Source organism: Bradyrhizobium sp. McL0615 (genome assembly GCF_049993905.1).
Classification (GTDB): Bacteria; Pseudomonadota; Alphaproteobacteria; order Rhizobiales; family Xanthobacteraceae; genus Bradyrhizobium.
In genome coordinates this window covers 1317430-1338395 of sequence record NZ_CP188254.1, presented here as the reverse complement: position 1 = coordinate 1338395, position 20966 = coordinate 1317430, and the positions used below count along the sequence as shown (strand labels likewise).

19 protein-coding genes and 1 other RNA gene are annotated in these 20966 nt (G+C 63.8%); 10 read left to right on the top strand and 10 right to left on the bottom strand.

Annotation, left to right across the window (positions count from 1 at the left end):
* Window positions 1-100: 100 nt before the first annotated feature.
* The 3 genes from ruvA to ACPPVP_RS06260 all read right to left on the bottom strand — a co-directional run bounded on the left by ruvA (window position 101) and on the right by ACPPVP_RS06260 (window position 2208).
* Window positions 101-718 carry a Holliday junction branch migration protein RuvA gene (gene ruvA, locus ACPPVP_RS06270; RefSeq protein ID WP_426532300.1) on the bottom strand — a complete coding sequence of 206 codons (618 nt, stop codon included), beginning with the start codon at window positions 716-718 and terminating at the stop codon, window positions 101-103.
* Entirely contained in the window at window positions 715-1242 is a 528-nt protein-coding gene (gene ruvC / locus ACPPVP_RS06265) for a crossover junction endodeoxyribonuclease RuvC (RefSeq protein WP_426532298.1), read from the bottom strand. Before ruvC ends, ruvA begins: the two co-directional genes overlap by 4 nt.
* 219 nt (window positions 1243-1461) lie before the next feature.
* A complete protein-coding gene (locus tag ACPPVP_RS06260) occupies window positions 1462-2208 on the bottom strand; it encodes a YebC/PmpR family DNA-binding transcriptional regulator (protein WP_426532296.1) in 747 nt (248 codons plus the stop codon).
* A gap of 199 nt (window positions 2209-2407) precedes the next feature.
* Between ACPPVP_RS06260 and ACPPVP_RS06255 the strand changes: the two genes are divergently transcribed.
* Together ACPPVP_RS06255 and ACPPVP_RS06250 are read left to right on the top strand one after the other, a co-directional pair.
* Window positions 2408-4177 (top strand): methyl-accepting chemotaxis protein, encoded by a 1770-nt coding sequence (locus ACPPVP_RS06255; RefSeq protein WP_426532294.1) that lies wholly within the window; start codon window positions 2408-2410, stop codon window positions 4175-4177.
* A gap of 108 nt (window positions 4178-4285) precedes the next feature.
* Entirely contained in the window at window positions 4286-5710 is a 1425-nt protein-coding gene (locus tag ACPPVP_RS06250) for a methyl-accepting chemotaxis protein (RefSeq protein ID WP_426532292.1), read from the top strand.
* A 113-nt stretch (window positions 5711-5823) separates the two neighbouring features.
* Here the strand turns inward: ACPPVP_RS06250 and ACPPVP_RS06245 are convergent, their stop codons facing one another.
* A complete protein-coding gene (locus tag ACPPVP_RS06245) occupies window positions 5824-6639 on the bottom strand; it encodes a Crp/Fnr family transcriptional regulator (RefSeq protein WP_426532290.1) in 816 nt (271 codons plus the stop codon).
* A gap of 240 nt (window positions 6640-6879) precedes the next feature.
* On the opposite strand from ACPPVP_RS06245, the gene ACPPVP_RS06240 reads away from it, so the two are divergent.
* The 6 genes from ACPPVP_RS06240 to ACPPVP_RS06215 all read left to right on the top strand — a co-directional run bounded on the left by ACPPVP_RS06240 (window position 6880) and on the right by ACPPVP_RS06215 (window position 14818).
* On the top strand, window positions 6880-7344 hold the full coding sequence (locus tag ACPPVP_RS06240) for a (2Fe-2S)-binding protein (RefSeq protein WP_426532288.1): 465 nt from the start codon (window positions 6880-6882) through the stop codon (window positions 7342-7344).
* Between the two features lie 10 nt (window positions 7345-7354).
* A complete protein-coding gene (locus ACPPVP_RS06235) occupies window positions 7355-9550 on the top strand; it encodes a molybdopterin cofactor-binding domain-containing protein (RefSeq protein ID WP_426532286.1) in 2196 nt (731 codons plus the stop codon).
* Complete coding sequence (locus ACPPVP_RS06230) at window positions 9547-10890, top strand: c-type cytochrome (RefSeq protein WP_426532284.1); 1344 nt, start codon at window positions 9547-9549, stop codon at window positions 10888-10890. The genes ACPPVP_RS06235 and ACPPVP_RS06230 overlap by 4 nt, the downstream gene beginning before the upstream one ends.
* Window positions 10891-11076: 186 nt before the next feature.
* Window positions 11077-11592: a (2Fe-2S)-binding protein gene (locus ACPPVP_RS06225; RefSeq protein WP_426532282.1), complete on the top strand. Its 516-nt coding sequence runs from the start codon at window positions 11077-11079 to the stop codon at window positions 11590-11592.
* A complete protein-coding gene (locus ACPPVP_RS06220; RefSeq protein WP_426532280.1) occupies window positions 11589-12605 on the top strand; it encodes an FAD binding domain-containing protein in 1017 nt (338 codons plus the stop codon). The genes ACPPVP_RS06225 and ACPPVP_RS06220 overlap by 4 nt, the downstream gene beginning before the upstream one ends.
* A 5-nt stretch (window positions 12606-12610) precedes the next feature.
* Complete coding sequence (locus ACPPVP_RS06215; protein WP_426532278.1) at window positions 12611-14818, top strand: xanthine dehydrogenase family protein molybdopterin-binding subunit; 2208 nt, start codon at window positions 12611-12613, stop codon at window positions 14816-14818.
* A gap of 36 nt (window positions 14819-14854) precedes the next feature.
* Here the strand turns inward: ACPPVP_RS06215 and ACPPVP_RS06210 are convergent, their stop codons facing one another.
* The 4 genes from ACPPVP_RS06210 to ssrS all read right to left on the bottom strand — a co-directional run bounded on the left by ACPPVP_RS06210 (window position 14855) and on the right by ssrS (window position 17240).
* Window positions 14855-15496 carry a hypothetical protein gene (locus ACPPVP_RS06210; RefSeq protein ID WP_426532276.1) on the bottom strand — a complete coding sequence of 214 codons (642 nt, stop codon included), beginning with the start codon at window positions 15494-15496 and terminating at the stop codon, window positions 14855-14857.
* A gap of 26 nt (window positions 15497-15522) precedes the next feature.
* Entirely contained in the window at window positions 15523-16344 is an 822-nt protein-coding gene (locus ACPPVP_RS06205) for a TIGR00282 family metallophosphoesterase (RefSeq protein ID WP_426532274.1), read from the bottom strand.
* Window positions 16345-16347: 3 nt separating this feature from the next.
* Complete coding sequence (locus ACPPVP_RS06200) at window positions 16348-16923, bottom strand: 5-formyltetrahydrofolate cyclo-ligase (protein ID WP_426532272.1); 576 nt, start codon at window positions 16921-16923, stop codon at window positions 16348-16350.
* A gap of 156 nt (window positions 16924-17079) precedes the next feature.
* Window positions 17080-17240: non-coding RNA, 6S RNA (gene ssrS, locus ACPPVP_RS06195), on the bottom strand.
* Window positions 17241-17404: 164 nt separating this feature from the next.
* Between ssrS and ACPPVP_RS06190 the strand changes: the two genes are divergently transcribed.
* Window positions 17405-17800, top strand: a complete 396-nt coding sequence (locus ACPPVP_RS06190; RefSeq protein ID WP_426532270.1) for an endonuclease domain-containing protein — start codon at window positions 17405-17407, stop codon at window positions 17798-17800.
* Window positions 17801-17882: 82 nt separating this feature from the next.
* Here ACPPVP_RS06190 and ACPPVP_RS06185 read toward each other — a convergent pair whose 3' ends face one another.
* Together ACPPVP_RS06185 and ACPPVP_RS06180 are read right to left on the bottom strand one after the other, a co-directional pair.
* Window positions 17883-18266, bottom strand: a complete 384-nt coding sequence (locus ACPPVP_RS06185; protein WP_426532268.1) for a cell division protein ZapA — start codon at window positions 18264-18266, stop codon at window positions 17883-17885.
* Entirely contained in the window at window positions 18263-18583 is a 321-nt protein-coding gene (locus ACPPVP_RS06180; RefSeq protein WP_426532266.1) for a DUF4164 domain-containing protein, read from the bottom strand. The genes ACPPVP_RS06185 and ACPPVP_RS06180 overlap by 4 nt, the downstream gene beginning before the upstream one ends.
* 288 nt (window positions 18584-18871) lie before the next feature.
* On the opposite strand from ACPPVP_RS06180, the gene tkt reads away from it, so the two are divergent.
* Window positions 18872-20857: a transketolase gene (gene tkt / locus ACPPVP_RS06175; RefSeq protein ID WP_426532264.1), complete on the top strand. Its 1986-nt coding sequence runs from the start codon at window positions 18872-18874 to the stop codon at window positions 20855-20857.
* Window positions 20858-20966: the final 109 nt, after the last annotated feature.

The following is a 20966-nucleotide window of genomic DNA, read 5'->3' as shown; positions in this document are numbered from 1 at the left end:
TCAGATCGTAGGGTGGGCAAAGGCCTTTGGGCCGTGCCCGCCATCTCCCTATATCAGATGGTGGGCACGCTTCGCTTTGCCCACCCTACGGTCTCGACATTCATTTCGACAATTCCTTCAATCCCAGCCGGATCAGCTGCGCGGTCTCGGCCTTCTCGCCGGCACTGCGCGAGGCCGCGGCGATCGCGGCCGCCGCCTGCGGCTGGCCGTAGCCGAGATTGACCAGCGCGGAGATCGCATCCGAAACCGGGCGCGGCGCGCGGTGATCGTCGATTGCGCCGGCAAGATGCACCACGGTGGGATCGACATTGGCGAACGCCGGCGCCTTGTCCTTCAACTCGGTGACGATGCGCTCGGCGACTTTTGGGCCGACGCCCGGCGTGCGCGACACCGCGGCCTTGTCGCGCAGCGCAATCGCGTTGGCGAGTTCGGCCGGCGGCAGCGTCGAGAGCACCGCGAGTGCGACCTTGGCGCCGACGCCCTGCACGGTCTGCAGCAGGCGAAACCATTCGCGCTCGGTGTCGGTGCGGAAGCCGAACAGTTTTATCTGGTCCTCGCGCACGTAAGTCTCGATCGAGAGGACAGCGGCCTCGCCGGGCGACGGCAGCGCCTGCAGCGTGCGCGACGAGCAATGCACCTGATAGCCGACGCCGCCGACGTCGAGGATCACATAGTCCTCGCCGTAGGAATCGATCAGGCCTTTCAGCTTGCCGATCATAGGTTGGCGACCTTCAGCCGCAGCGCTACGCCTCCGCGATGATGGGCGTGCGTGATGGCAATCGCCAGCGCGTCGGCGGCGTCAGCAGATTTCGGCTCGGCTTTCGGCAGCAGGATCTTCAGCATGACGGCAATCTGGTTCTTGTCGGCGTGACCAGCGCCGACCACGGTCTTCTTCACCTGGTTGGGCGCGTATTCCGCAACCGATATGCCGAACATCGCGGGCCCGAGCATGGCAACGCCCCTCGCCTGGCCGAGTTTCAGCGTGGCGACGCCGTCCTTGTTCACAAAAGTCTGCTCGACCGCGGCCTCCGCCGGCCTGAAATCGCCGAGCACGGCAGCGAGCCCCTCATGGATCGCCAGCAGGCGGCTGGCCAGCGGCTGATCGTCTGGCGGCTCGACCGAGCCGCAGCCGATGAAGATGAGGCGGTTGCCCTCGGTCTCGATCACGCCCCAGCCGGTGCGGCGCAGACCGGGGTCGATGCCGATGATCCGGACGGGTTGGCGAATCGGTGGGGATGTCATGGCGTAGTGATAACGCCAGAGCCGGGTGAACGAAACATAAAGAGAACGGAAATCCCCTGCCCCGGAGCTATCGTGGCCCCCGCATGTCATCCCCGCGAAGGCGGGGATCCAGTACACCGCGGCTTCTCGGCACAATCACCACGGCCTCCGGAATACCGGATCGCCCGGTCAAGCCGGGCGAAGACAGCGGAGTATGGGGCCGACGGCGACGCGTCGCCGCTACCCGCCCATCTTGGCGACCAGCGCGTCCGAAATCTCGAAATTGGCGTAGACGTTCTGGACGTCGTCGTGCTCGTTCAAGAGGTCCATCAGCTTCAACAGCTTCTCACCGGTCTCGTCATCGACTGCGATCGTGTTCTGCGGCTTCCAGGTCAGCGCCGCCTTGCGGGCCTCGCCGAATTTCGCTTCCAGCGCCTTGGCAACCTCGCGAAAGGTTTCCTGCGAGGCGTAGATCTCGTGGCCGCTTTCGCTTGATATCACGTCGTCGGCGCCGGCTTCGATGGCGGCATCCAGCATCGCGTCGTCGGAGGCTTTGCTGGCGTCATATTCGATGATGCCGGTGCGGTCGAACATGAAGGCGACCGAGCCGGTTTCGCCGAGATTGCCGCCCGACTTGGTGAAGTAGGAGCGGATGTCGGAGGCGGCGCGATTGCGATTATCCGTCAGCGCCTCGACGATGACCGCAACGCCGCCGGGGCCGTAACCTTCGTAGCGAATCTCGTCGTAACTCTCGCCCTCACCGCCGCTGGCCTTCTTCACGGCGCGCTCGATCGAATCCTTCGACATGTTTTCCTGGCGGGCGGAAATGATCGCCGCGCGCAGCCGGGCGTTCATCGCCGGATCGGGTTGACCCATTTTGGCCGCCACCGTGATTTCCCGCGCCAGCTTGCCAAACAGCTTCGACTTTTGGGCATCCTGCTTGCCCTTGCGGTGCATGATGTTCTTGAACTGGGAATGGCCGGCCATGCAGGGTCTCTTGGATTCGTCCGGGAGGGATGCGGGTGAAGCGCGGCCTTATAGGCCGCCAATCGGCCGAAATCAAAGATTTGCGAGCTATGAGGGTATGCAAGTACTGCCGTCTGCCGGAATATCAGGCACTTGTTAACCATGACTTCATGCTCGGATGAGAGGATTTCGCACCGATCTTCAACTTTTAAGAGACGTTATGGCCTTCGGTTTGTTCAAAAAACGGGTGCCGGAGCCGGCGTTGCCGGCCGCCCAGCCCAAGGCCCAGACGGTCGCCCACGCGACGGAGACCGCTTCCGCCGATGGCGATTCGGCCAAGGCGATCCTCGAGCTTCTGGAACTCGAGCTCGGCGCGATGATCCGCCAGCTCGAACGCGCGGCCAACTCGGTTGCCGGGGGCGCCGAGGCCACGGCTGCGACGCTGTCGACCATCCGCCAGCGCACCGACGCCCTGACCAACCGAACCAGCGCCGCACAGGGCACCGCCACGACCTTTTCGCACGCCGCCGACAAGTTCACCCAGTCGGCGCAGGGGATCGGCGCGCAGGTGCGCGACGCCGGCAAGCTCGCCGACCAGGCCAGCGACGCCGCCCGCGAAGCCAGCGCCAATGTGGATCGCTTGCGGGAATCCTCGGCGGCGATCAGCAACGTCGTCAACCTGATCGCGCAGATCGCGCGGCAGACCACGCTGCTGGCGCTCAATTCCACCATCGAGGCCGCACGCGCCGGCGAGGCCGGACGGGGCTTTGCGGTGGTTGCCACCGAAGTAAAGGCGCTCGCGGTGCAGACCCAGCACGCGACGGAAGAGATCACCAAGAAGATCGAGGCGCTGCAGCGTGACGCCGCGGGCTCGGTCGACGCCGTGCATCGTATCTCGCAGGCGATCGAGGCGATCCGCCCGGTGTTCGACAACGTCAACGGCGCGGTCGCCGAGCAGAACGCAACCACCGGCGAGATGGCCGACAATGCAGCCTCCGCATCCAGCTTCATCGTATCGGTCGGCAACAGCGCCACCGAAATCGATCATGCGACCAAGGAAGCCGAGGTCCATGGCGAAAGCGTCGCCACGGCCGGCCGGGCCGTCACCGCGTTTGCGCAGAAGCTCAAGGCGCGCTGCGCCGTGCTGCTGCGGCAGGGAGAGAAAACAGGTGACCGCCAGGACCGCCGCAAGGACCAAAGGCTGCCTTGCAGCCTCAAGATCGAAATTGCCGTCCCGCGCGGGGTGATATCAGCACCGGTCTACGAAATTTCCTTAGGCGGCATTCTGGTCAGCGGGGCAGACGCGGAAACGCTGGCGCAGGGCCAGAGTTTTGATGCGACGCTGCAGGATGTCGGCGCCTGCAGGGTTCGCATCGTCCAGCGATCGCAGGCTGGCGCGCATGCGCAGTTCGAAAGGCCGGATACGGCGCTGACCGAGAAGATCGAAGACAAGTTGTGGTCGATCCAAGACGACAACACCGAAGCCGTCACCCGCGCGATGGAAGCGGGTGCCGCGCTGAAGAAGATTTTTGAGAATGGCATCGACAGCGGCGCCATCTCGATCGAGGACATGTTCGACACCAACTATGTCGAGATCGCAGGCAGTAATCCGGTGCAGTACCGCACCAGGATTCTTGACTGGGCCGATCGCGCCCTGCCGCCGTTCCAGGAAGCGTTCCTCGCCAAGGATAAGCGGATGGCGTTCTGCGCCATGATCGACACCAACGGCTATCTGCCCGTTCACAACAAGATCTATTCGCACCCGCAGAAGCCGGGCGACGTCACCTGGAACACCGCCAACAGCCGCAACCGCCGCATCTTCAACGATCCGGCAGGCCTTGCCGCCGGGCGCAACCAGCGCGCCTATCTGATCCAGAGCTACGCACGCGACATGGGCAACGGTAACATGGTGATGATGCGCGAGATCGACGTGCCGATCCGCGTCAAAGGCCGCCACTGGGGCGGTTTCCGCACGGCGTACAGGCTCTAGTGCGCTCTCAGGCAAGACTCCAAGGCGCGAATCGCGTTCTGAACTTGGAATTGGAATGCGATCGCCGCGATGGGCCGGTCATCGGCTCTAACTGGAGAAAGCTCGAACATGTCCGTTGTGCAGCGTGCAGTCCTGGACACTCAATCCAACCAGACGCTGGCCGAACGACTCATTGACCAGCTTGCCAATCGCATCGGCGGGCTCGGCGTGGAGCTTGCCGATATTGCCGGCAACGTCCAGGAGGTCGCAAGCCGTGTCGCCAACCAGTCGGAACGATTCCACCACCTTCAGAAGACGGCCCAGACGATGGTCTCGGCCAACCGCGAGATCGCCAACGCATCGCAGGCGGTGCAATCGACCACGACCGCAGCCGTGGTAGAGATCGTTCAGTCGCGCAGCGCGGTGGATACGGCCGTCAGGCACATCGCCGAACTCGTTGAAGCGGTCGGCCGCATGGAGGCCCGGCTCAGCGCCGTCGGCTCGGCCCTGTCGCAGGTTGCGAAAGTTTCCGGTTCGATCGAGGCGATTGCGAAGCAGACCAACCTGCTGGCGCTCAATGCCACGATCGAGGCGGCGCGCGCCGGAACCGCCGGCCGCGGCTTTGCCGTGGTCGCGAGCGAAGTGAAGAGCCTGGCGGAAGGGACTCGCCAGGCCACGCAGCAGATTTCCGATACCATGCGCGATCTCGACGGCCAGATCGGCAGCCTGATCGGCGAGAGCAGCGACGCCTCACTCCGCGCCAAGAGTGCCGGTGAAGGCGCACATCAGATCAGCGGCATCATCGCGCGCGTGCACCAGGGCATCGCGTCCGTAGGGCAGGAGATCGACGGCGTCGCCAGGGCCGCGACGTCCAATCTCGGCCATTGCGACACCGTCATCACCGAGCTCAGCGAGCTCGCCAAGGGCGTCGACCTCTCCTCGCGCGATCTCAAGCACGCGGACGATCGGGTGACAAAGCTGCTCGAGACCTCCGAAGACCTGATCGCGCTGATCGCCGACAGCGGCGTCGAGACCTCGGATGCACCGCTGATCCGCGTGGTGATCGATATCGCAAAACAGATTTCCGACGCGTTTGAGGGCGCCGTCGCGCGCGGCGAGATCACGCTCGACCAGTTGATGGACGAGAAGTATCGTGAAATCGCCGGCACCGATCCAAAGCAATATCTGACCGACTATGTCGCGTTCACCGACCGGGTCCTCCCCTCCATTCAGGATCCGATCCAGAAGAGTGATGCCAGAATCGTTTTCTGTGTGGCCTGGGCCAAAAGCGGCTACCTGCCGACCCACAATCCAAACTACCGCCTGCCGCAGGGGCCCGACCCTGTCTGGAACAACGCCAATTGCCGCAACCGCCGCCTGTTCAACGACCGCGCGGTAAAGAAGGTGGCGGCGAACACAAAACCGTTCCTGCTGCAGACCTACCGGCGCGACATGGGCGGCGGCAATTTCGTGCTGATGAAGGACCTGTCGTCGCCGATCTTCATCCGCGGCCGCCATTGGGGCGCATTCCGGATGGGCTTTCGGCAGAGCTAGCGCGCGAATACACCAGCGCGTAACTGAATCCGAAATGGACGCGAGTTCGACGAAGGCCATGTTGTTAGCTGCGAGCTTGTCGTACCGGGTTGCGACGACGTAGCTTGATCTTGCTAAATGTCAGCCTCGCCTGCGCTCTGCCGCGCGGCTTTTTCTTGCACTACGATTCCTTCCAGTCGTGAGATGTTCTCCAGCAGGCGTTGGCTGGTCAGGACGAGGAAGTAATAGCCAAATTGCGGATTTTGAAAGTAGATCTCGAGCAGCTTTTCGTAGGTTATGGTCAGCACCTGCCCGTCCTCTATGCATTCGACCGTCGCAGTTCGCTGCTTATTGGGCGTAAGGAAGCCAAGTTCGCCCACGATGCGACCCGGCGGAAGTTCGACGCCAATCTCCGTGACCAAATACCTTCCTGTGATCGTCAGGAACATTTCGTCAGCTGCATCATCCTTCTTGCACAACGTGTCGCCCCGGCGATATCTCCGCTCGGTCATGAACGGTCTGAGCCATTCCATCGAGGTGTCGCTCTCCGTCGCGATACGTGCCTTCTTGATCAGGTTGCGCATTTGACGGAGTCGCACGGCATTGATCGGCAGCAAAAGCAGATAAAGGAGAAACGTCGCGACGTTGCCGGAGAGCGCGCCAAAGGCAACGAAGAACGTACAGCCCGCCATGTTCGCAATGCGCAGCGGCACCATCGTCTGCATCAGCAAGGTCGCAACAAAGAAGATGGCGCCAATCAGGGCAAACATGTTGGCAAGCGTGATATTGGCCAGCCCAATTTCCAACAGTCGGTTGAATAGTGCGTCATAAGTGATGTTGTTGGGGTCAAGACCCATCTGCACCAGAATCTTTGCGATCCTGAGATTGTCCGCCGCGGTATCGAGAATGCGGTTCAATATCGTCGAAAAATCTGCACTGCTGGACGCCATCGAACATCCCCCGCGTCATTGCCGCTTTTAGATGACATGCCTCAACAGGCGCGCGCACTCAATGACGACGATCGTATCAGTTCGCCTAAAACTGATGCAGCCGCGCTGCACGACTATGTGATGTAGCCGATGCAGATCAGCATTGCGAAAAATATCCTCGCGTCCTGGCTCGCTGCGGCGCGATATTTCCGGTCATCGCCACGTGTCCGCTGCCCGCGGCCGCAAACTCTGGGGATGCTTATGGCAACGATGCTGACGATCAATGGCGAACAGAAATCCTTTGACGCCCCGGCGGACATGCCGCTGCTCTGGGTGCTCCGCGACATCCTCGGAATGACCGGCACGAAATACGGCTGCGGCATCGCGCAGTGCGGCGCTTGTACCGTGCATGTCGAGGGCAGGCCCGTGCGATCCTGCGTTCTGCCGGTCGGTGCGTTGAATGGCCGCAGCATTACCACGATCGAAGGCGTTGCCGCGTCTGCTGCGGGTGCCAAAGTGCAAAAGGCCTGGCTAGATCTTGAAGTGATCCAGTGCGGCTATTGCCAGTCCGGCCAGATCATGTCGGCCGCGGCGCTGCTGGCGTCGACACCCAATCCCGACGATTCCGACATCAACGCCGCGATGTCCGGAAATATCTGCCGCTGCGGCACCTATGTGCGGATCCGCGAGGCCATCAAGCTGGCCGCGTCCGGACGCTCGTCATAGGAGGCGCGCCATGAAATCGCTCGACCAAACCGCCACGACGAAAAGCAATCATGATCTTTCGCGCCGCGCCCTGCTGACCGGCGGTCTCGCGGCCGGCTTCACGCTCGCCTTCCACCTGCCGCTTCGTGCCGCGGTCAACGAGCCGGTGCAGCCGGCCGACACGACCGACGGCAAGTTCGCACCCAACGCCTTCATCCGCATCGACGAAGCGGGCAAGGTCACGCTGGTGATGCCGCAGGTCGAGATGGGCCAGGGGGTCTACACGGCGATCCCGATGATCCTCGCGGAAGAACTCGACGCCGATATCGCGCGAGTAGCACTGCTGCACGCGCCGCCGAACGACAAGCTTTACGGCAATCCGACCTTCGGCCTGCAGGTGACCGGCAATTCAAACTCGATCCGTGCCTTCTGGAAGCCGCTGCGGAGCGCCGGCGCCAGCGCGCGCGCCATGCTGGTGCAGGCCGCGGCCAAGCAATGGGAGGTCGACGCGGCGGGCTGCACGGCGTCGAAGAGCGAGGTGACGCACACCGAGAGTGGCCGAAAGCTCTCCTATGGCGCGCTGGCGATCGCGGCAAGCAGCGAGGCGCCGCCAAAGGACGTTCCACTGAAAGACCCGAAGGATTTCATCTATATCGGGCAGCCGCTGAAGCGGCTCGATACGCCGGACAAGGTCAATGGCAAGGCCGTCTATGGCATCGATGCAATCCTGCCGGACATGAAGTTCGCAACGGTAGCCGCCTGTCCCGTGTTCGGGGGCAAGGTCGGCAAGGTCGACGACGGCGCGGCCAAGAAGATTCCCGGCGTGCGCAAGATCGTGGTGCTGGACGACATGGTCGCCGTGATCGGCGATCACATGTGGGCGGCCAAGAAAGGCCTGGACGCGCTGAAGATCGACTGGGACGAAGGGCCGAACGCAAAAATCAGTTCGAAAGACATCTGGCAGCACCTGCGTGCGGCCAGCGAAAACGATGGCGCGGTCGCCAAATCGGTCGGCGACATCGCCAAGGGACTTTCCACCGGGGACAAGTTCGAGGCGGCCTACGAACTGCCGTTCCTCGCGCACGCGGCGATGGAGCCGCTGAACGCCACCGTTCATGTCAGGCCTGATGCCTGCGAGATCTGGACCGGCACGCAGATCGTAAGCCGGGTGCAGTCGGAAGCGGCCAAGGCGGCGGGCATGCCGGTCGAGAAGGTGATCGTCAACAACCACCTGCTCGGCGGCGGCTTCGGCCGCAAGCTCGAGCCCGACATGGTGGTCGCCGCAGTGCGCGTGGCCAAGCAGGTGGACTATCCGGTGAAGGTGGTATGGACGCGCGAGGAAGACACCCAGCACGACGTCTACCGCCCGGTCTATCGCAATAACATCTCCGCAGTGCTGGTCGACGGCAAGGTCGCCGCCTGGAAACACAAGGTTACGGGCTCGGCGATCCTGGCGCGCTGGCTGCCGCCGGCGTTCCAGAAGGGCATCGATATCGACGCCGTCGATGCCGCGATCGATGCGCCCTACGACATCCCGAACTTCCATGTCGAATATGTCAGAGCCGAGCCTCCGGCGGTGCCGACCGGCTTCTGGCGGGGCGTCGGCCCGAACAACAATGTGTTCGCCGTCGAATGCGCGATGGATGACCTCGCGCGCAAGGCCGGCAAGGACCCGATCGAATTTCGTCGGGCGATGCTCGGCAGCAAGCCGCGGGCGTTGGCGGTGCTGAACCTCGCGGCGGAAAAAGCCAATTGGGGCGAGAAACTGCCGCTGCGCGTCGGCCGCGGCGTTTCGCTGCAGCCGTCGTTCGAGACATTCATCGCAACCATCGTGGAAGCCGAGGTCGACGACAAGGGCGAGGTGGCGCTGCGCCGCGTCACCTCCGTGGTCGACACCGGCATCGCCGTCAATCCCGACACTGTGAAGGCGCAGCTCGAAGGCGGATTGATCTTCGGGCTGACCGCAGCCCTCTGGGGCGAGATCACGATCGACAAGGGGCGCGTCCAGCAGTCGAACTTCCACGACTACCGGATGCTGCGCATCAACCAGACGCCGAAGATCGAGGTGCATGTCGTCAAAAGCGGCGAGCCGCCCGGCGGCATCGGCGAGACCGGCGTCAATGGTGGCCCGCCGGCCTTGCGCAACGCGATCTATGCCGCAACCGGCGTGGCGCTGCGGCGCATGCCGATCGACCGTTCGCTGATTGCTGCGGGGAAGAAGGCATGAGACGGGCTGTGCGCATTCTGCTGAGCCTCGCCGTCATCGTCATTGCGGCGATCGCGATCGGCACCTGGATCATCCGCGGTCCTGGCCCGCTTGACTTTTCCGGCGGCTCGAAAGTCGGGCTCGCGGATTATCGCGGGACAAAACCAACCGGCGTACCGGCTCCGCTCGAGAAGGCGAGCCTGATCGAACGCGGCGAGTATCTGGCCAAGGCTGCCGACTGCATGGTTTGCCACACCAGTCAGGGCGGCAAGCAATATACCGGCGGCCTCGGCTTCAAATTGCCGTTCGGGACGCTCTATTCGACCAACATCACCGCCGACAAGGAAACCGGCATCGGCAATTACAGCGACCAGGATTTCCTCAACGCGGTCCAGCGCGGCAAGCGTCGCGACGGCGCCATGCTTTATCCGGCGATGCCGTACACGTCCTACACCTACATGAGCGATGAAGACGTGCTGGCGGTGAAGGCCTATCTGTTCAGCCTGCCGGCGGTGCGCGCGGCCGCGCCTGAAAACACGCTTTCGTTCCCGTTCAACCAGCGCTGGGCGATGCGGTTCTGGTCGGCGGCGTTCAACCCGGACACGCGCTTCACACCCGACACTTCGAAGAGTCCGGAGTGGAATCGGGGCGCGTATCTCGTGGAGGCGCTGGCGCATTGCGGCGAATGCCATACGCCGCGCAACCTCGCCTTTGCGCTCGACAACCGCAAGAAATTCGCCGGCGCCGTGACGGCCGGCTGGCGCGCGTTCAATATCAGTTCGGACAAGAGCAGCGGCCTCGGCGGCTGGAAGGATGAGGATCTCGCCGCCTATCTTTCGGCCGGACACGCCCCGGGACATGGCGCGGCATCGGGCCCGATGGGCGAAGCCGTCGATCACAGCCTCAGCCAGTTGGCTCCGGAGGACATCCGCGCCGTCATCGCCTATCTGCGCAGCGTGCCGCCGACGCCCTCGCCCGACCTGCCCGCAACCACGGCGCCGCCGGCGCCCGCCTCGCACAAGCAAGGCATCACGGCCGATGCCCGCGGCAAGATGGTGTTCGAAGGCGCCTGCGTGAGCTGCCACGGCTGGAGCGGCGAAAGCGCCATCTCGCCAATGGCGACGCTGACCGGCACCTGGGCGGTGAACGATCCCGCGGCGACCAACGTCGCGCAGATCGTGATCTCAGGCACCAAACGGCATACGCCGGATGGCGCGCTCTCGATGCCGGCCTTCGGTAATGCCTATACCGACGACGAGATCGCCGCAGTCGCCAATTACGTTACCGCGCGGTTCGGAACCAAGGGATCGACGCTGACGGCGAATGACGTGGCGGAGCTGCGCAAGCAGACGGCACAATAACGCGATAAGCGCGTTGGTTACCTCAAACAGATCGCAGATGCGCATATCGGCTCCCTTCCGTGCGCTTTCGTCGTGCGATTTGAAAACTGCGGCCGCGCTGCGGCAATGGGCTGTCTGGTTGACACAGGCGCGTTGTCATATCGTTTCATATGGAAGCGGGCATCGGCTGGAATGACGGAGACGCAAATGGCGCGATCGGACACAGCAGAGGCGACGAGGCCGACCGTAGCGGCACCGCAGAAGATCCCGGTAACACTGACGGTCAACGGCGCCCGCGTGGAACTCGCGGTCGCGCCATGGACCACGCTGCTAGATGCGTTGCGCGACCGGCTCGACCTCACCGGCACCAAGAAGGGCTGCGATCACGGCCAATGCGGCGCCTGCACGGTACTGGTCGACGGCCGGCGGATAAATTCCTGCCTGACGCTCGCGGTGATGAAGGACGGCGCCGAGGTGACCACCGTCGAAGGTCTTGCCCGCAACGGCGCGCTGCATCCGCTGCAGCAGGCCTTTATCGATCACGACGCGTTTCAATGCGGCTATTGCACGTCGGGACAGATCTGCTCGGCGGCAGGCCTGATCGCCGAGGGCAGGGCAAAGACGGCGGATGAAATTCGCGAACTGATGAGCGGCAACATCTGCCGCTGCGGCGCCTATCCGAACATCGTGGCGGCGATCCAGCAAGCGATGGTGCGGTCATGACCCCGTTCCAATACACACGCGCCAGCGACGTCGCCGATGCCATCCGCCAGGTTGCCGCCGATCCGTCCGCAAAATTCATCGCGGGCGGCACCAATCTGATCGACCTGATGAAGTATGATGTCGAGCATCCGGCCCGGCTGGTCGACATCTCGCATTTGCCGCTCCGGAGCGTCGAGGAAACGTCAGGCGGCGGCCTTCGTATCGGCGCGCTGGTGCCGAACTCCGATCTCGCCTACCACCCGCTGATCGCGCAGCGCTATCCGCTGATCGCAAGCGCGATCCTGGCCGGCGCGTCGCAGCAACTGCGCAACATGGCCTCGACCGGCGGCAACCTCGTGCAGCGCACACGGTGCTTCTACTTCTATGACGCCGTGACGCCCTGCAACAAGCGCCAGCCCGGCAGCGGCTGCTCGGCGATATCGGGCATCAACCGCATCAACGCCATTCTCGGAACCAGCGAAGCCTGCATCGCAACCCATCCTTCCGACCTGTGCGTGGCGCTCGCGGCGCTGGAGGCCATCGTCCATGTCGTTGGCCCCGGCGGGGCACGTAGAATCGCATTTTCGGATTTCCATCGGCTACCCGGCAACACGCCGCAGCGTGACACCAACCTGGAGCCGAACGAAATCATCACGGCCATCGAGCTTCCGCCAAAGGGTTTTGCCGCGAACTATTCCTACCTGAAGATCCGCGACCGCCTGTCCTATGCGTTCGCCCTGGTATCGGTGGCGGCAGCGCTCGAGCTTGACGGCGAGACGATCAGGGAAGCGCGCCTCGCGCTCGGTGGCGTCGCGCACAAGCCGTGGCGCGTCACCGCAGCCGAAACTGCAATGCGCGGCCAGCGCGCCGATGCAGGCGCATTTGCGCAAGCCGCTGACCTCATGCTGCAAGGCGCCAAAGGCTACGGGCACAACGGCTTCAAGATCGGGCTGGCGCGCCGCGCCATCGTGCGAACGCTCAGTCAGGCCGCACGCGGCACCCCGCAATCGCAATCCGTCAAGAAAATCCGGTGAGCGCCATGGCATCCTATATCGGGTCAGCAACATCGCGCGTCGACGGCAGGGCCAAGGTCACCGGCGAAGCCAAATATGCCGGCGAATTCAACGTCCCCGGCCTCGTGCATGGCTATGTCGTCGGATCGACCATTGCGAAGGGACGCGTCGGCCGCATCGATACCGCGGAGGCATTGCGCGTCCCCGGCGTCATCGACGTGCTCACCCATCGGCACCGGCCGCCGATGCCGAACGACGACGACGCCTACAAGGATGACGTCGCACCGGAGAAAGGATCGCCCTATCGCCCGCTTTACGATGACAGGATCCTGTTCAACGGACAGCCGGTCGCGCTGGTGCTGGCCGAGGACTGGGAGACGGCGCGTTTCGCGGCTACGCTGGTCCGGGTCGAGCAGCAGGGCGAAGCCCACGTCACCGATCTGCACGCGCAGCGCGGCAACGCATTCACGGTCGAGAAGCCCGAGAAGCCGCGCGGCAATGCCGAGAAGGCGTTTGCTGCGGCCGAGACGCGTCACGAAGCCGAGTATTACATCCCCACCGAATACCACAATCCGATGGAACTGTTCGCCTCGACGGCGATATGGGACGGCCGCAAGCTGGTGGTCTACGACAAGACGCAAGGCGTGCAGAACGTCCAGAAATATCTTTGCGGCGTGTTCGAGCTGCAGCCGGACGAGGTCAGCGTGATGTCGCCCTATATGGGCGGCGGTTTCGGCGCCGGCCTGCGCCCGCAATACCAGGTCGTGCTGGCAGTGCTGGGCGCTCGCGCGCTGAAGCGGCCGGTCCGCGTCGTGCTGGACCGCGCGCAGATGTATGGGCTCGGCTACCGCCCGGCGACCATCGAGCGTCTCGCGCTCGGCGCCACGGCCGGTGGTACCCTCGACGCCATCATGCACGAGGCGATCGCCGTGACCTCGCAGTTCGAGGAATTCTCCCGCAACGATACCGGCTGGGCAGACCTGCTCTACAAAGCCCCCAATACAAAATTCGTGCACCGGCTGGCGCCGCTGGACGTGCCGACGTCCTCCGACATGCGGGCGCCGGGCGCCGCGACTGGCGTCTATGCGCTCGAATGCGCGATGGACGAACTCGCGGTCGCGCTCAAGATCGATCCGGTGCAGTTGCGCCTGCAATGCTACTCCGACCGCGACCAGAATTCAGGCCTGCCCTATTCCAGCAAGCAGTTGCGCGAATGCTACCGGCAGGGCGCGGCGGCGTTCGGCTGGGACAAGCGTACCCCTGAGCCGCGCTCGATGCGCGACGGCAGCGATCTGGTCGGCTGGGGCATGGCGACCGGCGTATGGGAGGCCCTGCAGATGCCGGCCGCGGTCCGTATCGTGCTGACCGCCAACGGGCATGCGGAGGTGGCAACCGCAGCCTCCGATATCGGCACCGGCACCTACACCATCATGGCGCAGGTCGCGGCCGACATGCTTGGCCTACCGATCGACAGCATCAGCGTCAAGCTCGGCGATTCAACGCTGCCGCAATGCCCGGTCGAGGGCGGATCGTGGATCGCAGCTTCGGTGTGCCATGCGATTGCGAATACGGCGCGCGAGGTTCGCGGTGACTTGCTGAAGCTTGCCAAGCGGATGAAGGATTCGCCGCTGGCAGGCGCCGGCGTGGACGACGTCGTACTGGCGGACGGCAAGATCGTCAGCAAGCAGGATGCGAGCCGCGCGGTTCCGATCGCGAGCGCGATGCAGTCCGATAACGCAGAGCGCATCACCCGCGAGGAGACCAACAGTTTCGAGGAAGACAAGTCGCATGCGCACAACACGCACTCGGCCGTCTTTGCCGAGGTCAAGGTGGACGAAGAGCTTGGCGTCATCCGCGTCACCCGCGTCGTCGACGCGGTCGCGGCCGGGCGTATCCTCAACCTGAAGACCGCCCATAGCCAGGTGATGGGCGGCGTGGTCTGGGGCATCGGCATGGCGCTGCACGAGGAAGCGCTGTTCGACCATCAGTTCGGCCGCGTCATGAACGCCAATATCGCCGAGTATCACGTGCCCGTTAATGCCGACGTGCACGACATCAAGGTCATCTTCGTCGACGAGCCCGACGAAACCATCAATCCGCTCGGCATCAAGGGCCTCGGCGAAATCGGCATCGTCGGCGTCGCGGCGGCCATCGCCAATGCGGTCTATCACGCCACGGGAAAGCGCGTGCGGGATCTGCCGATCACGCTGGACAAGGTGATCCAGTTCGATTGAAGCCGTCGCGGCTTGCACTATCGGTCGTGGCTTGCGCTATCGCAAGCTCGCGGGCAGCTCAAACCCCTGATATTCGCGCGTCAGTAACGCCTTGAGCGCCGGCATGTTCGGCCTCGCATCCCTGGCCGGCATAGGATCTTTGTCGGCCTTGATGAAGTCCGGTGCGGTGCCCGGCAGTTTGTACAGATTGAAATTGTTGCGATGGATTGCGAAGTCGGCCTGCAGATAGCCGTCGCTTGTCATCAGACCAACGGGCGCAACGTAGAATCCATCCTCGCGAAACGGGCCGAGAATCGAAAACGTGGTCGATCCTTTCCCGACGTCGCGGCGCTGGCTTGAGAGCCTGACCAGTTCGGTCTGCTCGCCGTTGACGGTCACGTAGACCCGGCGCAACGGCAGTTCAGCCGCGTCCTGAGTGACGACGCTGACCAGCACCAGCACGTACTTGCCGATCGCCTGATATTCCTCGACGCTCGACGGCCAGCAGAAATCGATCGACGATCCGCGCGCCGCGCCTTTCGGCGCCTGCTCTCTGGTTCGCACCGCGGCTTTCTCGAGCCGCTCCGTCATGTCGGCAGGCGTCACCGCGCCTTGCGAGACCGGCCGCTGGGTCAGCGTCTGCGCATTGGCCGCGGTGGAAACGAAAACGGCCAGCGCAACGATCAGCAGCCTGCGCATCGACATTCTCTTCAGGCTGGTATGTGTCAGACCCAGAACCCCGGCACCGCCGGCTCGAGCCTGCCGCCGGCCCGCACCGGTGCGACCCGCAGCGCGAGGCCAGTGGCATCATCGGTCTCGACCGCAACGCCACTGAGTGTCGCCACGCCGGCCGCCGGTTCGAAGCGGCCCGAGGGAATGCCGGTCGTGAAGCGCCGCAGCGGCTCTTCCTTCTGCATGCCGATGATGGAATCGTAATCGCCGGTCATGCCGGCATCGGTCATGTAGGCGGTGCCGCCGGTGAGGATCTGATGATCGGCGGTCGGCACATGGGTGTGGGTGCCGACCACGAGGCTGGCGCGGCCGTCGCAGAAGAAACCGATGCCCTGCTTCTCGCTCGACGCCTCGCCGTGGAAATCGACCACCACCGCGTCCGCCGCCTCGCGCAGTGGACAGGCATCGAGTTCGCGGTTGAGCACCGCAAATGGATCGTCGAACGCGGTCATGAAGACGCGACCGATGGCGTTGATCACAAGCGCCCGCTTGCCGTTCTTGGTATCGACCAACGCCGCGCCGCGGCCCGGCGTGCCTCTTGGGAAGTTCGCGGGACGGATCAGCTTCGGCGCGCGCTCGATGAACACCAGCGCCTCGCGCTGATCCCAGGCGTGATTGCCGAGCGTGACGGCATCGGCGCCGGCGTCGAGGAATTCCTGATAGATCGCCTCGGTGATGCCGAAACCGCCGGCGGAATTCTCGCCATTGACGACGACGAGATCCAGCGCCCAGTCCCTGACCATGCCGGGCAGATATTCCGCGATCGCGGTGCGGCCTGCCCGGCCGACCACGTCGCCAACGAAGAGAATACGCAAAGTTCAGCTCCGGAAATCGAACACTTTCTTTTCCGTTAGCACATAATCCAGTGCCACGTCGTGCGGCAGCGCGGGAACAGCTTTTATTTCCTGCAACGAGAAAGCGGTGCCGACGGCCGTGATGGCTTTCACTTTGCGCAAATGGGCGAGCGTATAGTCGTAATGTCCGGCGCCATAGCCGATGCGGTGGCCTTGGCGGTCGAACGCCGCCAGCGGCACCAGCATGATGTCGGGAATGAGCTCTTCTGCCGCCGGCGACGGCTCGAGGATGCCGAGCGGCCCCAGCATCAACCGGTCGTCGGGCGACCATGCGCGAAACGCCAGCGATTTTCCACGCGACAGAACTGCGGGTAGCGCCAGCCTCGCGCCCTGCTCCGCGAGCTTGCGCATCAACGGCGCGGGATCGATCTCGCTGCGGATCGGTGAATAGCCTGATACGACCACGCCGGGCAGAATCGCAAACGGCACGCCACGCTTTGCCATCGCCTGCCCGGCGGCCGCGCGCTGCTCGTCGCTCAACGAATCGCGCTTTGCGAGTGTTGCGGCGCGGAGGTCGCCTTTCGACAGGGTTGCCGTCATGCAGTATCTTTCCGCTGTCATCACCCGCCTTGTGCGCAATCGCGCAACTCGAGCGTGTGATCCAGAAATCCAGAGACTTCAGTGATTCAACCGAGACGCCGCAGCGTACTGGGACGCGCGCGGGTAGGACAAAGTCGCAAGCAACAAAAATCAAAGTGCGAAGCCGCGAACGCCGTTGAAGCACTCGATCCCGGAGTTCCCTACGAAAGTAGGTGGGCACCATATGTCCGGGTCCACGGACCCGGCCAGGGACAGTTCCCTAAAGGATCGATAAGGCCCCGGGGATATATGGCTCCTGACGCACGACGCAGCTTCGCAAGGACAATGTAAGCGTTACAGACGGAAACCGCCAGCGGTTACCAGTTGCCTTCATCCTTAGATTGCGTTTCTCTATACCCTCCCCTGGAGGGGGAGGGTCGTTCGCATTGGGCATCGCCCGATGCGAACGGGGTGGGGTGATCTCTCCGCAAGCGAGATGATTATGGTTTCAACGGCTATCCGCCGCGCCGCGGCGAAGAAGCTGCGGGCGAATACAACGCCGCATGAGCGTGTGCTTTGGCGTGCGTTGAAAGAACTACCGATCGAGGGAACGCATTTCCGGCGACAGGTGCCAATCGGTCCCTATATCGTCGACTTCTTCTGTCCGGCAAAGCGACTGATCATCGAACTCGATGGCGGACATCACAACGACGACGCGACAGCGAAGCACGATAGCGAACGGCAAGCTTGGCTGGAACAGGAAGGATACCGGGTCATCCGCTTCTGGAATTCGGATGTAACCTGTGATCTGAAAGCGGTGATGGAGCGAATCTATATGGAAGTGCACGGTTCGTTAGACGCCGAAGCGCTACCACTAAAACACCACCGACGACGATAGTCTGTCACCCCGCCCCGCCGCTGCGCGGCGACCCGCCCCCTCGAGGGGCGGGTAAGAAACGGCCAGCACTCACCCTAGCCCTTCACCCGATCGCGACGCCGTTGCCGATGGTGCGGTTGAGGACTTGCGTGGTCTTTTCGATGCGGTCGGCGGCGGCGTTGAGCGCGTTGGCAATCGCGACCTGCGTGGCCTTGGCTCGGTCGGCGGCGGCGACGCGCACGTTGCGCAGGGTTTCGAGTTCACCCTCCAGCGCGCGGATGCGCGCGCTGGCATCCAGCAGTTCATCACACACGGTGAGCGCGGCCATCACCGTCAGCCGCGCATCGCCGATCTCGCCGAACTTGCCGCGCAACTCGCCGACCCGCGTTTCCAGGTTCTCGGCGAGTTTTAAGAGCCGCACTTCCTGCCCTTCCTCGCAGGCCATGCGGTACTGCCGGCCGTTGATGGTGACGTTGATGTGGCTCATTCATCCTCTCCGGAATCGAGCACCGCACGGATGGTGCCGATCGCGATATCCAGTTTTTCCGATATCTCGCGGTTGGTGCGCTCCAGCCGCCGCGTCTTCACCAGCGAGCCGTCGAGTTCGTCGGCGAGCCGCGAGCGGTCGGCGCCGAGCGCCTGGATCCGGCTCGCCAGTTCGTTCTCGTCACGGTCGGCGTCGCGCCGACGCTCGGCCGCAGCCTCGAGCGCATCGAGTGCCATCATCAGGCGCCGCGTGGCGGCGTCGATGTCGGTATAGACCGGCTCGGCATTGCCGGCCCCGTTGGCGTTCCGATCGCTCATGAGAGGCAGCGCGCACCTTCGCGTAGGCCCGCCGCGCGGCAGCAAAATCCGCGGTTCGGCAAGCGGTTAGAGCACGAAATTTACGTGGCAAGCGAGGGAAGCGCAACGCCCGCGCGAAGCTATGCACTGCTAAGCAACTTTTGGCATGGCAAGCGCGTTGCCCCGCCTTGGACTCACGGGGATTGTGGTGCTATCCAGCCCCGACTTTCCCTTAAGCCACGCCCGTATTGCGGCCTTCGCCCGGTACGTACCTACAACCAAGCACCTCATTTCAGGCGGATTTTCATCATGACGCAGGTCGATCATACCCGTATGGCCAATGCGATTCGTGGGCTTGCCATGGATGCCGTCGAAAAGGCGAAATCCGGCCATCCCGGCTTGCCGATGGGCGCCGCCGACGTCGCGACCGTGTTGTTCACACAGTTCCTCAAATTCGATGCATCTGCTCCAGCCTGGCCGGACCGCGACCGTTTCGTGCTCTCGGCCGGTCACGGTTCGATGCTGCTCTATGCCTTGCTATACCTCACCGGCAACAAGGACATGACGCTCGACCAGATCAAGAACTTCCGCCAGCTGGGGTCGCTGACGCCGGGCCATCCCGAGAACTTCCACACCAAGGGCATTGAGACCACCACCGGCCCGCTCGGCCAGGGCATTGCCACCGCGGTCGGCATGGCGCTGGCGGAGAAGATGCTAGCCGCGGAATTCGGCAAGAAGGTGGTCAGCCATCACACTTACGTGCTCGCCTCCGATGGCGACCTGATGGAAGGCGTGTCGCAGGAAGCGATCGCGATGGCCGGGCACTGGAAGCTGAACAAGATGATCGTGCTCTATGACGACAACGGCATCTCGATCGACGGCCCGACCTCGATCGCGGATTCGGTCGACCAGGTGAAGCGCTTCAAGTCCGCGGGCTGGGCGGCCGAACTGATCGACGGCCAGGATCAGAAAGCGATCGCCGCCGCAATCACCCGCGCGCAAAAATCCAGCAAGCCGTCTCTGATCGCCTGCAAGACCACCATCGGCTACGGCGCGCCGACGCGGGCCGGCACCGCGAAGGCCCATGGCGAGGCGCTCGGCGCCGAAGAACTCAAGGGTGCCAAGGAAAAGCTCGGCATCTCGCTCGAAGCCTTCTCGGTACCTGACGATGTGCTGAAGGCGTGGCGTGAGGCCGGCAGCCGCGGCGCCGCCGCGCGCCAGGAATGGGAAAGCGTTTTCGCCGAACTCGGCCCGCGCAAGCGCGCCGAGTTCGAACGGCGGCTGCGGCACGAGCGGCCGGCCGCGCTTTCGAAGGCGTTGCGCGCCCACAAGAAGGCGCTGCTGGAGACGCCGCAGAATATCGCTACGCGGAAATCATCCGAATCCGCGATCGAGGCGATTGCAGCGGCGATGCCGATGGAATTCCTCGCCGGCTCCGCCGATCTCACCGGCTCCAACAACAACAAGGCGAAATCGGCGGTGGCGTTCTCGGCCAAGACGCCGAAGGGCCGCTTCATCCATTATGGCATCCGCGAGCACGGCATGGCGGCAGCCATGAACGGCATCTTCCTGCATGGCGGTTTTGCGCCGAACGGCGCAACGTTCCTGATATTCACCGACTACGCGCGCCCGGCGATGCGGCTGGCTGCGCTGATGGGCACCGGCGTCGTCTATGTGATGACCCATGATTCGATCGGGCTCGGCGAGGACGGCCCGACCCACCAGCCGGTCGAACATCTCGCGGCACTCCGCGCGATTCCGAACATGCGCGTGTTCCGGCCCTGTGACGCCGTCGAGGTCACCGAGTGCTGGGAATTGGCGCTCAACCGGATCGATGGTCCGACGGTGCTGGCGCTGACCCGCCAGAACCTGCCGCAGCTTCGAACCAGCGCACCGAACGACAATCCTTGCGCGCATGGCGCCTATGAGCTGGTCGCAGCGCAGGGCGACGCCAAGGTGTCGCTGTTCGCCTCGGGCTCCGAGGTCGAGATCGCCGTGGCTGCCCAGAAGCAGCTCGCTGAGCGCGGCATCGCGTCGCGGGTGGTCTCGGTGCCCTCGCTCGAACTGCTGCTGGCGCAGCCTGCGGACCGGCGCAAGGCCATCATCGGCGATGCCCCGGTGAAGGTCGCCATCGAGGCCGCGGTGCGCTGGGGCTGGGATGCCGTGATCGGCCAGGATGGTGAATTCGTGGGCATGCACGGTTTCGGTGCCAGCGCCCCCGCCAAGGACCTTTTCAAGCACTTTGGAATTACCGCCGAGGCCACCGTTAACGCTGCCCTGAAACGCTTGGGCTGACGGTTGAGATTGCTGGGAAAAAGGGCTACCTAAACTCCCATCTTGACCGTTCCCGCCCGGCCGAACCGGGCGTTCCGCCGTAAGCCCCTCGTGGAACGTTTCCGCGGGG

Bases quoted from the DNA above. Each gene is read 5' to 3' on its own strand.
- ACPPVP_RS06200 (WP_426532272.1), bottom strand. From the start codon at position 16,923: ATGACGGCAACCCTGTCGAAAGGCGACCTCCGCGCCGCAACACTCGCA.
- ACPPVP_RS06230 (WP_426532284.1), top strand. From the start codon at position 9,547: ATGAGACGGGCTGTGCGCATTCTGCTGAGCCTCGCCGTCATCGTCATT.
- ruvA (WP_426532300.1), bottom strand. From the start codon at position 718: ATGATCGGCAAGCTGAAAGGCCTGATCGATTCCTACGGCGAGGACTAT.
- ACPPVP_RS06220 (WP_426532280.1), top strand. From the start codon at position 11,589: ATGACCCCGTTCCAATACACACGCGCCAGCGACGTCGCCGATGCCATC.
- ACPPVP_RS06235 (WP_426532286.1), top strand. From the start codon at position 7,355: ATGAAATCGCTCGACCAAACCGCCACGACGAAAAGCAATCATGATCTT.
- ACPPVP_RS06180 (WP_426532266.1), bottom strand. From the start codon at position 18,583: ATGAGCGATCGGAACGCCAACGGGGCCGGCAATGCCGAGCCGGTCTAT.
- ACPPVP_RS06190 (WP_426532270.1), top strand. From the start codon at position 17,405: ATGGTTTCAACGGCTATCCGCCGCGCCGCGGCGAAGAAGCTGCGGGCG.
- ACPPVP_RS06185 (WP_426532268.1), bottom strand. From the start codon at position 18,266: ATGAGCCACATCAACGTCACCATCAACGGCCGGCAGTACCGCATGGCC.
- ruvC (WP_426532298.1), bottom strand. From the start codon at position 1,242: ATGACATCCCCACCGATTCGCCAACCCGTCCGGATCATCGGCATCGAC.
- ACPPVP_RS06210 (WP_426532276.1), bottom strand. From the start codon at position 15,496: ATGCGCAGGCTGCTGATCGTTGCGCTGGCCGTTTTCGTTTCCACCGCG.
- ACPPVP_RS06225 (WP_426532282.1), top strand. From the start codon at position 11,077: ATGGCGCGATCGGACACAGCAGAGGCGACGAGGCCGACCGTAGCGGCA.
- ACPPVP_RS06255 (WP_426532294.1), top strand. From the start codon at position 2,408: ATGGCCTTCGGTTTGTTCAAAAAACGGGTGCCGGAGCCGGCGTTGCCG.
- ACPPVP_RS06240 (WP_426532288.1), top strand. From the start codon at position 6,880: ATGGCAACGATGCTGACGATCAATGGCGAACAGAAATCCTTTGACGCC.
- ACPPVP_RS06250 (WP_426532292.1), top strand. From the start codon at position 4,286: ATGTCCGTTGTGCAGCGTGCAGTCCTGGACACTCAATCCAACCAGACG.
- tkt (WP_426532264.1), top strand. From the start codon at position 18,872: ATGACGCAGGTCGATCATACCCGTATGGCCAATGCGATTCGTGGGCTT.
- ACPPVP_RS06215 (WP_426532278.1), top strand. From the start codon at position 12,611: ATGGCATCCTATATCGGGTCAGCAACATCGCGCGTCGACGGCAGGGCC.
- ACPPVP_RS06245 (WP_426532290.1), bottom strand. From the start codon at position 6,639: ATGGCGTCCAGCAGTGCAGATTTTTCGACGATATTGAACCGCATTCTC.
- ACPPVP_RS06260 (WP_426532296.1), bottom strand. From the start codon at position 2,208: ATGGCCGGCCATTCCCAGTTCAAGAACATCATGCACCGCAAGGGCAAG.